Source organism: Micromonospora sp. WMMD708 (assembly GCF_049315245.1).
GTDB classification, from domain to species: Bacteria; Actinomycetota; Actinomycetes; order Mycobacteriales; family Micromonosporaceae; genus Micromonospora; species Micromonospora wenchangensis.
In genome coordinates, this window is the sequence record NZ_CP186060.1 from 2,414,392 (window position 1) to 2,428,133 (window position 13,742).

The 13,742-nt window shown below is 72.8% G+C and carries 10 protein-coding genes; 9 read left to right on the top strand and 1 reads right to left on the bottom strand.

The window, feature by feature from the left end:
• Window positions 1-24: 24 nt before the first annotated feature.
• On the bottom strand, window positions 25-2,874 hold the full coding sequence (locus ACN260_RS10795; protein ID WP_422755823.1) for a glycosyl hydrolase family 95 catalytic domain-containing protein: 2,850 nt from the start codon (window positions 2,872-2,874) through the stop codon (window positions 25-27).
• 624 nt (window positions 2,875-3,498) lie between these two features.
• Between ACN260_RS10795 and ACN260_RS10800 the strand changes: the two genes are divergently transcribed.
• The 9 genes from ACN260_RS10800 to ACN260_RS10840 all read left to right on the top strand — a co-directional run bounded on the left by ACN260_RS10800 (window position 3,499) and on the right by ACN260_RS10840 (window position 13,693).
• On the top strand, window positions 3,499-5,058 hold the full coding sequence (locus ACN260_RS10800; protein ID WP_422755824.1) for a glycoside hydrolase family 43 protein: 1,560 nt from the start codon (window positions 3,499-3,501) through the stop codon (window positions 5,056-5,058).
• A 72-nt stretch (window positions 5,059-5,130) separates the two neighbouring features.
• Window positions 5,131-6,171, top strand: a complete 1,041-nt coding sequence (locus tag ACN260_RS10805; protein ID WP_422755825.1) for a LacI family DNA-binding transcriptional regulator — start codon at window positions 5,131-5,133, stop codon at window positions 6,169-6,171.
• Window positions 6,172-6,301: 130 nt separating this feature from the next.
• Window positions 6,302-6,730, top strand: a complete 429-nt coding sequence (locus ACN260_RS10810) for a Fur family transcriptional regulator (RefSeq protein WP_088647464.1) — start codon at window positions 6,302-6,304, stop codon at window positions 6,728-6,730.
• Window positions 6,731-6,753: 23 nt separating this feature from the next.
• The gene (gene katG, locus ACN260_RS10815; RefSeq protein ID WP_422755826.1) at window positions 6,754-9,030 is read left to right on the top strand and encodes a catalase/peroxidase HPI; all 2,277 of its coding nucleotides are present in this window, start codon (window positions 6,754-6,756) and stop codon (window positions 9,028-9,030) included.
• Window positions 9,031-9,145: 115 nt separating this feature from the next.
• Window positions 9,146-9,676, top strand: coding sequence for a hypothetical protein (locus ACN260_RS10820; RefSeq protein ID WP_422755827.1), 531 nt, complete (start codon window positions 9,146-9,148; stop codon window positions 9,674-9,676).
• Between the two features lie 58 nt (window positions 9,677-9,734).
• Window positions 9,735-10,274 carry a hypothetical protein gene (locus tag ACN260_RS10825; protein WP_422755828.1) on the top strand — a complete coding sequence of 180 codons (540 nt, stop codon included), beginning with the start codon at window positions 9,735-9,737 and terminating at the stop codon, window positions 10,272-10,274.
• Window positions 10,275-10,311: 37 nt separating this feature from the next.
• Window positions 10,312-11,280 (top strand): hypothetical protein, encoded by a 969-nt coding sequence (locus ACN260_RS10830; protein WP_422755829.1) that lies wholly within the window; start codon window positions 10,312-10,314, stop codon window positions 11,278-11,280.
• A 74-nt stretch (window positions 11,281-11,354) separates the two neighbouring features.
• Window positions 11,355-11,975, top strand: a complete 621-nt coding sequence (locus ACN260_RS10835; RefSeq protein WP_422755830.1) for a TetR family transcriptional regulator — start codon at window positions 11,355-11,357, stop codon at window positions 11,973-11,975.
• Between the two features lie 158 nt (window positions 11,976-12,133).
• The gene (locus ACN260_RS10840) at window positions 12,134-13,693 is read left to right on the top strand and encodes an FAD-dependent monooxygenase (protein ID WP_422755831.1); all 1,560 of its coding nucleotides are present in this window, start codon (window positions 12,134-12,136) and stop codon (window positions 13,691-13,693) included.
• The last annotated feature ends 49 nt before the right edge of the window (window positions 13,694-13,742 follow it).

Sequence of the window (13,742 nt, forward strand, 5' to 3'; positions counted from 1 at the left end):
TCACTCGGGGATCGGGGGTGCCGGTCAGCTCGTGGTGCAGGTGAGGTTGGTCGGCGCGTTGTTGGTGCCGTTCACCGCGCCGATGAAACCGAACGTGGTGGACGCGCCGGCGGCCAGCGTCCCGTTGTAGTCGACGTTCTTCACGGACACGTTCGCGCCGCTCTGGGTGTGCGAGCCGCCCCAGATCTGGCTGATGGTCTGCCCGTTGGGGAACGTCCAGGACACCGTCCAACCCCGGATCGCGGTCGCGCCGGCGGTCACCGTGACCTCCGCCTGGAAGCCACCCGACCACGAACCCGTCACCGCGTACGTCGCCCGGGCCCCCGAGGGCGCGGGCGAACTGGTGGTCGGCACCGGCGTCGTCGGGACCGGGGTGGTCGGCGCCGGGGTCGTCGGCGTCGGCGTGGGGGTGGCGGTGGGCGTGGCGGTCGGCGTCGGGGTCGGCGTGACACCCGGCCGGGCCGCCCGGTAGGTGTGCCCGGCACGGACGGTGAACTGGACGACGTCGGTCTCCGGGCGGGTGGTGGCCGGCGCGCTGCCGTCGGTGACGTCGGTGAGGGTGAAGCTGCCGGTGAACAGTCGCGACCGCACCCGCAGCGTGCCGTCGCGGTCGGCGCGGATGCCGATCTCGTCGGGCTGCCCGCTGCTCCACGCCACGCCGACGGTGTAGCCGCCGCGCCCGCGCAGACCCGCGACCTGCCCGGTGGGCCACGCGCTGGGCAGCGCGGGCAACACGTTCAGCTCGCCGGTGTGGCTGTGCAGCAGCATCTCGGCGATGCCGGAGGTGGCGCCGAAGTTGCCGTCGATCTGGAACGGCGGGTGCAGGTCGAACATGTTCGGCGCGAGCCGGTCGGTGCGGACCAGGTCCTTGAACAGCTTGTGGGCGCGGGCACCGTCCTCCAACCGGGCCCAGAAATTGATCTTCCAGGCGAGGGACCAGCCGGTCCCGTCGTCGCCCCGCAGCTCCAGGGTCTTGCGGGCGGCCTCGTACAGCGCCGGGGTGCCCCGCCTGGTGATCTGGTTGCTGGGGTGCAGGCCGTACAGGTGGGAGACGTGCCGGTGGTTCCGCTCGGTCTCCACCCAGTCGGCCAGCCACTCCTGCACGTTGCCCCGGGAGCCGACCCGGGTCGGGGGGAGCCGGTCCTTGGCGGTACGCACCTGCGACCGGAACGTGGTGTCCACATTCAGGATCTCGCTGGCGCGGGCCGCGGCGTCGAACAGGTCCCGCAGGATCTGGTTGTCCATCGTCGGCCCGGCGCAGACGCTGGCGTTGGAGTGGTGCGGCAGCTCCGGGGAGTTCGACGGGTTCGTCACCAGGTAGCCCAGTGAGGGGTGGGCGACGAGCGTGTCGAGGAAGAACTGGGCGGCGCCCTTGAGCGCCGGGTAGTTGGTCTGGAGGAAACCCAGGTCGCCGGTGAACAGGTAGTGGTCCCAGATCATCGTGCCCAGCCAGGCGCCACCGGTCTGCCACATGCCCCACAGCGCACCGTCCACCACCGACGCGCCCCGCCAGGCGTCGGTGTTGTGGTGGGTGACCCAGCCACCCGCGCCGTACTGCGCCTGGGCGACCCGGGCCCCGGTCACCGTCAGGTCCTTGACCATGTCGAACACCGGCAGGAAACACTCGGACAGGTTGGTGGTGTCGGCCGGCCAGTAGTTCATCGGCAGGTTGGCGTTGATGGTGTACTTCGAGTCCCACGACGGTGTCAGCGAGTCGTTCCAGATGCCCTGGAGGTTCGCCGGCTGGGTGCCCGGCCGCGAGGACGAGATGAGCAGGTACCGCCCGAACTGGAACAGCAGCGCGGCGAACTGGGGGTCGTTGCTGCTCGCGTGCTGGGCGATCCGCACGTCGGTGGTCTGGTCGGCTGCGGCCGTACGACCCAGGTTGATGTTCACCCGGTTGAACAGCGCCTGGTAGTCGGCCAGGTGCCGGCTGCGCAACTGCTCGACCGCCACGCCCTTGGCGGCGTTGAGCCGGGTGCGGGCGATGCCCTGGTAGTCGCCGTTGACGGTGCGGTAGTTGACGTAGCTGGAGCCGATCGAGATCAGGATGGTGACGCTGGTGGCCCCGGAGACCCGCAGGGTGCCGCCGGAACTGCTGACCGTGCCCCCGGTCGCGGCGGCGTTGGCCAGGGCCAGGAACCGCACCGAGCCGGTGACCCCCTCCTGGCTGCCGGAGATGCCGTCCAGCCCGATGGTGGCGGAGTCCGGGCTCGACACGGTGGTGCGCTGCGGGCTGTCGAAGGTGGCGGAGAACGTGATCGCGTTGGCCCGGTCCGCGGTCAACCGCACCACGATCACCTGGTCGGGTGCGCTGGCGAAGACCTCCCGCTGGTGCCGTACGCCATTGAGCACGTAGCTCGTGGTGACCGTGGCGGTGGTGAGGTCGAGGGTGCGGACGTACTGGCTGGCCCCGCTGGCCGACCCGAAGGCCAACCGCAGGTTGCCCACCGTCTGGTACGCGAGCTGACCACCCGGGTTGCCCATCATCGTCTGGTTGATCAGGTCCTGCGCCGAGGTCCACTGGTCGGCGAAGACCCGTCGCCGGATCTCGGCCAGGTTGGCCGCGCCCCGGGTGTTGGCCGAGTCGTACGGGCCGCCGGCCCAGACGGTGTCCTCGTTGAGCTGGAGCCGTTCGGTGTCGACGTTGCCGAACACCATCGCCCCGAGCCGGCCGTTGCCGATCGGCAGTGCGCGCAGCCAGTCCGTGCCGGCGCCTTCGTCGTACCACAGGGCGAGGTCGTTCGCGGCCAGCACCTGCGGTGGTGCGGCCGAGCCGGCGCGGGCGGTGGCGGTCCAGGCGACCGGGACCAGCGCGGCGCCGGCCCCCACCGCTCCGGCCTTGAGGACGTTCCTTCTGGTCACTTCAGACATGTTCTCTCCCAGGGGTGCGGATCAGAGCCGGGTGCGGAGGGGGAGGGTGGCACTGGTGGCCGTCGCCGTGGTCCCGGTGCCGGGGACACGGTCGACCGCCACCCGGCCCGGACCGGTGTTCCGATCGGCCCGCAGCGGAGACCCTGCTGTTATCGTTAACAGGCGCGGCCCGTCGCGCCCTGACGTCGGCATCCATGACTGCCGTGACGGCGCGTCGAGCTCCCGGCGGCGCACCATCTCGCCACATATGGACTCTCGTGGATTCCTTGGGTCCCGTCAAGATATGACGGCCATGTTGCGCGAATGTTCCTGGCCCGGTCCGGGGACCGAATCGTCGTCCGGCGGCCGTGCCGGGCGGTGGTCGGCCGACGTCCGGAATGGTCCGGCGGGCCGCCGCCCGGCGCGGACGTACAGGTGGGGTTCCAGCTCGGGGCCGGTTCCGGCGGTACGTGGCCGACGGGGCGGGGCGTCCGCGCGACGCCGGGCGGCGGTGCCGCTCTTGAATCGACGGACGGCCTTCCGTAGCATCCTGGTTTGCGAAATGTTATCGCAAACATTTCTGGGGCGCGGCAACCCGTACCGGCGTCGTCCACCGTGCCCGTGCCACCGAGGAGGTGACGCGCGGTGTCCACCGGAGCGTCCTACGGCAACCCGGTCGTCCCCGGATTCCACCCCGACCCGAGCGTCTGCCGGGTCGGCGCGGACTACTATCTGGTCTGCTCCAGCTTCGAGTACTTCCCGGGCGTGCCCCTGCTGCACAGCCGTGACCTGGTCAACTGGCGGCAGATCGGCAACATCCTGGACCGGCCCGGCCAGTTGGCGCTCCCCGCCGACACCGAGGCGTCCCGGGGCATCTTCGCGCCCACCCTGCGCCACCACGACGGCCGGTTCTGGCTGATCACCACCAACGTCAGCCTCGGCCGGCACCTCATCGTCACCGCGCCTGAACCCACCGGCCCCTGGTCCGACCCGGTCTACCTCGACCTGCCGCACGTCGACCCCTCGCTGGCCTGGGACGACGACGGCACCTGCTGGCTGACCACCTCCGGCGTGGACGCCTACCGGATCGATCCGGACGGCGGCCGGGTGCTGGAAGGGCCGATCCCGCTGTGGTCGGGCACCGGCGGCCAGTACCCCGAGGCCCCGCACCTCTACCGGATCGACGGCTGGTGGTACCTGCTGCTGTCCGAGGGCGGCACGCACACCGGCCACGCCGTCTCGGTCGCCCGCTCCCGCAGCCCGCGTGGCCCGTTCACCCCGGCCCCGGCCAACCCGATCCTCACCCACCGGGGCACCGATCTTCCGGTGCAGGCCACCGGGCACGGCGACCTGGTCCAGGCGCTCGACGGCAGCTGGTGGCTGGTCCTGCTCGGCATCCGGGCCCGGGGCCAGTGGCCGCCCTACCACGTCCTCGGCCGGGAGACCTTCCTCGCCCCGGTGCGCTGGGTCGACGGCTGGCCGGTCGTCGACCCGGTCCGGGAACTCACCGCCGCGCCTCCCGGCAGTGCCCCGGCCGGTGCCGCCCCCGCCGGCCCGGACGCCTTCCACGACGATTTCGACGCAGCCGTCCTCGCGCCCGAATGGATCTCGCCCCGCAGCCGCCCGGACGACTGCTGGTCGCTGACCGCCCGGCCGGGCTGGCTCACCCTGCACGCCGTGGGCGCGACCCTCGACCTCGCCGGTGCGACGATCGTGGCGCTGCGGCAGCGGTACCACGACAGCCGGACCAGCGTCCGGGTCGACCCGGGCACCGGCACCGCTGGGCTCACCGTCCGCATCGACGAGGCGCACCACTACGACCTGGAGGTCCGGGCCGGCACCGTCCGGGTGATCGGCCGGGCCGGGCCGTTCCGGCAGGTCTGCGCCACCCACGCCGTACCGGACGGTCCGCTGGTGCTGACGGTCGCCACCCGCACCCACGACCTCTACCCGCCGACCGTGACCTCCGCCGCCGACCTGGCGGCCCCGTCCGCGCCCCGGGGGGTACGCGCGGCCGGCTGCGACATGGTCACCTTCGAGGTGGCGGGCCCGGCCGGCCCCGTCGTGCTGGCCGAACTCGACGGGCGCTACCTGTCCACCGAGGTCGCCGCCGGGTTCACCGGCCGGGTCGTCGGCATGTACGTCACCGGGGGCAGCGCGGCGTTCGACTGGTTCACCCACCGCCCGGCAGCGGCCCCGCACTGACCGGGACCCGGTGTGGCCGGGCCCGTGGCCAGTGCTCCGGACGGGGTCGCCGGGGCACGTAGACTTCCCTGCGTGATCGAGGAAGGTCGACGTCGCCGCTCCCGCAAGCCCCGGCGTGGCGACCTGCCCCTCGCCACGATCGCCGAGCTCGCCGGGGTGTCCCCGCCGACGGTCTCCAAGGTGCTCAACGGCCGCCGGGGGGTGGGTGAGCAGACCCGGCAGCGGGTGGAGGCGCTGCTGCGTGACCACGGCTACCGCCGCCGGCCGGTCGGCAGTTTCACGCCCTGCATCGAGGTGGTCTTCCACCGGATGCTCTCCTCGATCGCCATGCCGATCCTGCGCGGCGTCCAGGAGGTCGCCGGCCCCCGGGACCACACGGTCGGCTTCACCGACGTGCGGCACTGGCTACGGGCCGGGCAGCCCTGGGCGCAGGCGGTGCTGCTGCGCCAACCGGCCGCCGTGATCACGGTGTTCTCCCTGGTGACCGCCGAGGACGGGACGAGCTTCGCCGCCGCCGGCATACCGCTGGTGGCCGTCGACCCGGCGGACAACCTGTTCCCCGTCCCCGTCGTCGGGTCGGGCAACTGGAGCGGGGCGCTGTCGGCCACCCGCCATCTCGTCGACCTCGGCCACCGGCGGATCGGCGTGCTCACCGGCCCGGTGCGGGACCTGTCGGCGCGGGCCCGCCGCGACGGCTTCCGGGCCGCGCTGGACTATGCGGGCGTGCCGTTCGACGAGCGTCTCGAACGCAGCGGCGTGTTCACCTTCGAGGACGGTCTGCGGCTCGGCGGTGAGCTGCTCGCCGGGTCCGCGCCGCCCACCGCCGTGGTCTGCGGCAACGACCTCCAGGCGCTGGGCGTCTACGCGGCGGCCTGGGAGGCCGGCCTGCGGATTCCCGACGACCTCAGCGTCGTCGGCTTCGACGACGTCGACGAGGCGGGCTGGTTGGCGCCGCCGCTGACCACGGTGCGGCAGCCGTTCGGGGAGATCGGGGCCACCGCCGCCCGGCTGGCCCTGGCCCTGGCCGACGGCCAGCCGCTGGTGCAGGAGCGGTACGAACTCGGCACGTCGCTGGTGGTGCGGGGCAGCACCGCGCCACCCCGCCGCCACTGAGCACACCCGCCCGCTCCCACCGCCGCCCGGTCGCACTGCGTGAGTGATGCGTCACCCGTGGGAGTGGCGCGCGCCGCCACGCCGGGCCCTAAACTTGATTTGCTCCAGAAGAGCGGACTATGGTCGACGCATGACGGCCGACCTCGAGGCACAGTTACGGGCGGCCTCGCTGCGCGTGACCCGGCCCCGACTGGCCGTGCTCGCCGCGCTGCGGGACCACCCGCACGTCGACACCGACACGGTGATCGCGCTGGTCCGGGCCGACCTGCCCACGGTCTCCCACCAGGCGGTCTACGACGTACTGCGGGCCCTCACCGAGGCCGGCCTGGTGCGCCGCATCCAGCCGGGCCGGTCCACCGCGCGTTACGAGGCGCGGGTGGGGGACAACCACCACCACGTCGTCTGCCGCTCCTGCGGCGTGATCGCCGACGTCGACTGCGCCGTCGGTCACGTGCCGTGTCTCACCGCCTCCGACGACCACGGGTTCGTGGTCGACGAGGCGGAGGTCGTCTACTGGGGCACCTGCCCCGACTGTGCGACCGACCGCACCTCCCAGTGATCCACCAGTTCGGAAGGAAGTACATGAGCGACACCCAGGACAACGCCCCCGTCAGTGCGCAGGGCGTGGACCAGAAGGCGGCGGCCGGCTGCCCGGTCGCGCACGACTCGGTGACCGCGCAGGGTAGCGAGAGCGAGAACCCGGCGATCGACTCCCCGAAGCCGAAGACCGGCGGGCGTCCGCGTACCAACCGGGACTGGTGGCCCAACCAGCTCGACCTCTCGGTCCTGCACGCCCACTCGGCCAAGGGCAACCCGCTGGGGGAGGACTTCAGCTACGCGCGGGAGTTCGCCAAGCTCGACGTCGAGGCCCTCAAGCGGGACATCACCGAGGTGCTCACCACCTCGCAGGACTGGTGGCCGGCCGACTTCGGCCACTACGGCGGCCTGATGATCCGGATGAGCTGGCACGCCGCCGGCACCTACCGGATCGAGGACGGCCGCGGTGGCGCCGGTGACGGCGGGCAGCGGTTCGCGCCGCTGAACAGCTGGCCGGACAACGCCAACCTGGACAAGGCCCGCCGGCTGCTCTGGCCGGTCAAGCAGAAGTACGGCCAGCAGATCTCCTGGGCCGACCTGCTGGTGCTCGCCGGCAACGTGGCCCTGGAGTCGATGGGCTTCAAGACCTTCGGCTTCGGCTTCGGCCGGCCGGACGTCTGGGAGCCCGAGGAGATCTTCTGGGGCCCGGAGGACACCTGGCTCGGCGACGAGCGCTACGCCTCCGAGACCGAGATGGCGGCCGGCGTCGGGGCGACCGAGATGGGTCTGATCTACGTCAACCCGGAGGGCCCGCGCGGCAACGCCGACCCGGCTGCGGCGGCGCACTTCATCCGGGAGACCTTCCGCCGGATGGCGATGAACGACGAGGAGACCGTCGCGCTGATCGCCGGCGGGCACACCTTCGGCAAGACCCACGGCGCGGGCGTCGCCGACGACCACGTCGGCCCCGAGCCCGAGGGCGCCCCGCTGGAGGCGCAGGGCCTGGGCTGGCTGAGCACCCACGGCAGCGGCAAGGGCGGCGACACCATCACCAGTGGCCTGGAGGTCACCTGGACCGACCGGCCCACGCAGTGGAGCAACCGCTTCTTCGAGATCCTCTTCGGCTACGAGTGGGAGCTGACCACCAGCCCCGGCGGGGCCAAGCAGTGGGTCGCCAAGGACGCCGAGGCGATCATCCCGGACGCCCACGACCCGGCCAAGAAGCACAAGCCGACGATGCTCACCACCGACCTGTCGCTGCGTGTCGACCCGGCGTACGAGAAGATCTCGCGGCGCTTCCTGGAGCACCCCGACGAGTTCGCCCTGGCGTTCGCCAAGGCCTGGTACAAGCTGCTGCACCGCGACATGGGCCCGGTCAGCCGCTTCCTCGGCCCCTGGGTCGCCGAGCCCCAGCTCTGGCAGGACCCGCTGCCGGCCGTCGACCACGAGCTGGTGTCCGACGCCGACGTCGCGGCCCTCAAGGCGAAGGTGCTCGACTCCGGCCTGACCACCGCGCAGCTGGTCAGCACCGCCTGGGCCTCCGCCGCGAGCTTCCGGAACACCGACAAGCGCGGTGGCGCCAACGGCGCGCGGATCCGGCTCGAACCGCAGCGCAGCTGGGAGGTCAACCAGCCCGAGCAGCTCGCGACGGTGCTGGCGACCCTGGAGGGGATCCAGCGCGAGTTCAACGCCGCCGGCGGTGCGAAGATCTCCCTCGCGGACCTGATCGTGCTGGCCGGCTCGGCCGCCGTCGAGCAGGCGGCCCGTGCCGCGGGTGTCGAGGTGACCGTGCCCTTCCGGCCGGGCCGCACCGACGCCAGCCAGGAGCAGACCGACGTCGAGTCGTTCGCCGTGCTGGAGCCGCGCGCCGACGGGTTCCGCAACTACCTGCGTCCGGGGGAGAAGACCCAGCCGGAGGTGCTGCTCGTCGACCGGGCGTACATGCTCAACCTGACCGCGCCGGAGATGACCGTCCTCGTCGGCGGCCTGCGGGCCCTCGGCAACAACGTGGGTGGCACGGCGCACGGCGTGCTGACCGACCGGCCGGGCGTGCTCAGCAACGACTTCTTCGCCAACCTGCTCTCCCCGGGCACCCGGTGGAAGGCGTCGGAGTCCGAGGAGCACGTCTACGAGATCCGGGACCTGACCACCGACGAGGTGAAGTGGACCGCCACCGCGGTCGACCTCATCTTCGGGTCGAACTCCCAGCTGCGCGCCCTCGCCGAGGTCTACGCCAGCCGGGACGCGGGCACCAAGTTCGTGACCGACTTCGTGGCCGCCTGGACCAAGGTCATGGAGCTGGACCGGTTCGACCTCTCCTGATCCGACCCTGCTGTGCGGGCCCCGGCCGATCGGCCGGGGCCCGCCCCGCGTTCGGAACGGGGGAACCCGGTTTCATATTGGACAAAAAGTGCTAAAAGCCCCTACAGTGTCGTCCGTGCATCTCCTGGCAGCCCTGGTCAGCCCGCTGTTGCTCGTGGGTGGTGTCGCACCGCCGGGTGCGGCACCCGTTCCCCGTGTGCGGGCGATGGCGCTGGTGGTCGGGCTCGACATCACCGTGCCCCCCACGGCGAGCCTCGGCGCGGGCCTGGTGGGGAGCACCCTCAGTGGTTCGTTGGGCACCGTCACCGTGGCGGACACCCGGTCGGCCAACCCGAACACCTGGACGGCCACCGTGTCCGCCACGGCGTTCGTCACCGCCGGGGGTGGCGCGGGCAAGACGATCGCCACCACCCAGGTCTCCTACTGGTCGGGCCCGGTGACCAAGCAGACCGGTGGCGGCACCAAGGTTCCTGGTCAACTCACCGCCGCGCAGGCGGTGACGCTGACCGTGCCCCGGGTCGCGTTCAGCAAGACCACGGGCAACGGGCAGAACCGGGTGAGCTGGGCGCCCACGCTCCGGGTGGCGATCCCGGCCGGGGTGGTGGCCGGCGTGTACTCCGGCACCGTCACCCACTCTGTAGCCTGATGGGGTGATTCGCGCCTAAAGCGATTTATGGAGCTTATGAGTGTTTAGCGTGGTGGGCATGAAGAAGCCATTGCTCGCCCTGGCCGCCGGGGCAGCGGTGCTCGCCGTAGCATCGCCCGCCGCCGCCGCCCCGTCGGGCGACACCGTCGTCACCTTCACCGTGTCGACCGCCAACCTGGACATCACCGTCCCGGCGTCGGTGAACCTGGGCGCGGCCTTCGCCGGCTCCACCATCACCGGCTCGCTCGGCAACGTCACGGTCACCGACAGCCGGTCGGCGCTCTCGGCGACCTGGACCGCGTCGGTCACCAGCACCGCGTTCACCACCGGCGCGGGCACCGCTGAGGAGACGATCCTGCCCAACCTGGTGGAGTACTGGTCCGGGCCGGCGATCTCCACCACCGGCACCGGCACCTTCGTACCCGGGCAGCCCACCTCGGCCGACGCGGTGACGCTCAACCTTCCCCGGACGGCGTTCTCCAAGACCTCCGGCAGCGGCAACAACTCGGCCACCTGGAACCCCAGCCTCCGGATCACCCTCCCGCCGGCGGCCGTCGGCGGCCTCTACACGGGGACGGTGACCCATTCGGTGGCCTGACCGACTCCGCGCTGCTGTCCTGGCCGTCGCCGTCCTGGTGACCGCCGGGACACCGGCGTCTGCCGCGTCGCCGTCACCCCCGCCGAGCCCGAGTTCCAGCGGCCCGGCTGCGGCGGTCGGCATCCGGCTGCTCGACGCCCCGGTGAACCGGCGCGACGACAGCCGCGCGCAGAAGTACATCGTCGACCACGTCCATCCCGGGACGACCATCAAGCGGCGGATCGTGGTCGAGAACGTCTCGGAGATCGCGCGGAAGATCGCTGTCTACGCCGCCGCCGCCGAGGTCGACCGCACCGGCTTCGTCTTCGCCCCTGACCGGACGCCGAACGAGCTGAGCAGCTGGATCACGATCGACCGGGGCGAGGTGGAGCTGGAGCCCGACGACGAGTCGGTGCTCACGGTCACCATCGCGGTGCCGGAGAAGGCCTCCGCCGGGGAACGGTACGCGGTCATCTGGGCCGAGGTGTCCACCACCGACGGCGCGAACGTGCGCAACATCGGCCGGGTCGGCATCCGGGTCTACCTGTCGGTCGGGCCGGGTGGCGAACCGCCGTCGGGCTTCGAGGTGTCGGGGCTCGCCGGTCACCGGGACGGCGACGGCGCGCCGGTGGTCACCGCCGAGGTGCGCAACACCGGGCGACGGGCGCTCGACCTCGCCGGCCAGCTACGTCTCACCGACGGCCCGGGTGGGCTGTCCGTCGGGCCGGTCCGCGCCGAGGCCGACACGCTCGCCCTCGGTGCCACCACCACCGTGCGGGTGCTGCTGGACCCCAGGCTGCCCGACGGGCCGTGGAACGCCCGGCTCGACCTCGCCAGCGGCTGGACCAGGCGCACCGCGACCGGAACCGTCTCCTTCGGTGGGCCGACAGCCGCCGCCGCGGCCGACAGGGACCATTCCGGGCTGGTGTTCACCAGCGGGCTCGTCGCGTCGGCCGTGGTCCTGCTCCTGTTCACCGGGTACGCCTTCCGCCGCCGGGGTCGTGCCCGGCATGCGCTGCCCGCCTGACCGGGCGCTGCGACAGCAAGAAAGTGCGTGGCACGTAATATTGCGTGCCACGCACTTTCGGCTATGCTGAGTAGGTGAGCGGGCTACGGGAGCGCAAGAAGGCCGAGACTCGCGCGGCGCTGAGCTGGGCGGCCATCCGGCTGACCGTCGCCCGGGGCTTCGACAACGTCCTGGTGGAGGACATCGCCCAGGCCGTGGGCGTGTCCCCGCGTACGTTCAACAACTACTTCTCCAGCAAGGCCGAGGCGATCGCGTTCCGGCACCTCGACCGCAGCCGGCAGGTCGCCGAGGCGCTGCGCCGACGGCCGGCCGACGAACCCCTCTGGACGGCGCTGATCGCGGCGACGCTTACCCGCTTCGCCCCCGGCCCCGAGGTCACTGAGTCGCCGCCGCGCCCACACGCCGAGTGGGTCGAGGGGCTCGCGGTGATGCTGGCCGAGCCGGCGTTGCAGGGCGAGATGCTGCGCGCGGGCGCGGTCGCCGAGGCCGACCTGGCCGCGGCCGTGGCCGAACGCACCGGCACCGACCTGGAACACGACCTCTATCCGCATCTCGTCGCGGCCGGTGTGACCGCCGCCGTGAACGCGGCGATCCGGCACTACCTGCGTGCCGATCCGCCCGTTCCGATGGAGCGGTTACTCCCCGACGCACTGGCCCAACTCGCCGCCGGGCTGCCACCCCCCACGCCCCGCTGATCCGACCCGTCTCCCGCTCCACGCCCCGCCGACCGTTCCCGCCGAACCTCGCGGGCGCGATCCGGCGCGTCCACCCGCACCCCGTCGGGGTGCCCGGTCCCGCCCGTGATCCGCCGCGCTCCGGCGGCGGTCCACCATGCCCTCGAAAGGAATCCGCGATGATCGACGTCCTCATCGTCGGCGCCGGCCCCAACGGTCTCCTGCTCGCCGCCGAACTGGCCCTGGCCGGCGTCCGGCCCCTCGTCTGCGAACGGCTGTCCGCCCCCACCACCGAGCAGCGCGCCAACGGACTGGTCGGGCAGGTGGTCCGGATGCTCGACCGGCGGGGCCTGCATTACCGCCTCGTCGACGATCCGGCACCGCCGCAGCCCGCGCCCGGGTTCGTCTTCGGGGCGCTGCCGCTGGACCTGCGGGCGGTGCCGGACAACCCGCTGTACCTGCTCCAGACCCCGCAGAGACACCTGGAACGGGTGCTCGCCGAGCGGGTCGCCGAACTGGGCGTGCAGGTCCGCCGGGGGCACGAGGTGACCGGGCTGACCCCGGGCGCGGACGACGTACAGGTCGCCTTCGCCGACGGCACGACCCTGCGCTGCCGCTACCTGGTCGGCGCGGACGGCGGACACAGCATCGTCCGTCGGCTGGCCGGGATCGGCTTCCCCGGGGTGTCCACGGACCGCACCGTCTCCCGTACCGCCCAGGTCAGCCTGCCGGCGGAGCTGATCGACGCAGCGACCGGCGGCCTCACGATCCCCGGGTACGGCACCGTCGCGCCGTTCCGGCACACCCGTACCGAGCGGGGGCTGATCGCGTGGGCCCCCTTCACCGGGCGTCCGGCGGGCCTCAGCACGATCGAGTGGCCCGCGTCGACGCGGTTCGACGGGCCGCCGACCCTCGCCGAGCTGCGCGCCAGTGTCGCCCGGGTGCTCGGGGTCGACGTGCCGATCGACCCGCCGGCCGGTCACGGGCCGCACCTGCTGCGTCGCCTGGTGGGCGGCAACACCCGGCTCGCCGAGCGGTACCGCGCCGGGCGGGTGCTGCTGCTCGGCGACGCCGCCCACGTCCACTCGGCGATCGGCGGGCCCGGACTCAACCTCGGCCTGCAGGACGCGGTGAACCTGGGCTGGAAGCTGGCCGCCCAGGTGCACGGCCGGGCCCCGGACGGGCTGCTGGACTCGTACGAGGCGGAACGCCGCCCGGTCGCGCAGCGGGTCACCATGTCCACCCAGGCCCAGTCGGCGCTGATCGCCCCCGGCAGCGAGGTCACCGCGCTGCGGGTGCTCCTCGGCGAGTTGCTCGACCGGCCGGAGAACGCGGCCCACGTCGCCGCCCTGCTGGCCGGGGCGGACGTCCGCTACCCGATGGGCGGTGCGGACGGGCCGCTGGTCGGACGCTTCGCACCCGACCTGGTGTGGCACACCGACGCCGGGCCGGTCCGGCTGGCCGAGCTGACCCGGACCGCCCGCCCGCTGCTGCTCGACCCCACCGGCGTCCACGCCGGGGTGGCCGGGCCGTGGCGGGACCGGGTCGACGTGGTCACCGGACGGTCCACGCCGGACGGCGCGACGGCCGACGCCCCCGGCGACGCCATGCCGACCGCGCTGCTGCTGCGCCCGGACTGTCACGTGGCCTGGCAGTCCCCGCCGGACGGGCCGGACGCCGACGGGTTGACCGCCGCGCTCGCCCGCTGGTTCGGCCCGCCGGGCACCGACCGGTCCTGAATCACGACGGGTTCGGCCGGCCCGGCGGGGGAGGGTGCCGGGCCGGCCG

Coding starts and splice junctions, on each gene's coding strand:
- katG (WP_422755826.1), top strand. CDS start 6,754: ATGAGCGACACCCAGGACAACGCCCCCGTCAGTGCGCAGGGCGTGGAC.
- ACN260_RS10840 (WP_422755831.1), top strand. CDS start 12,134: ATGATCGACGTCCTCATCGTCGGCGCCGGCCCCAACGGTCTCCTGCTC.
- ACN260_RS10795 (WP_422755823.1), bottom strand. CDS start 2,874: ATGTCTGAAGTGACCAGAAGGAACGTCCTCAAGGCCGGAGCGGTGGGG.
- ACN260_RS10810 (WP_088647464.1), top strand. CDS start 6,302: ATGACGGCCGACCTCGAGGCACAGTTACGGGCGGCCTCGCTGCGCGTG.
- ACN260_RS10825 (WP_422755828.1), top strand. CDS start 9,735: ATGAAGAAGCCATTGCTCGCCCTGGCCGCCGGGGCAGCGGTGCTCGCC.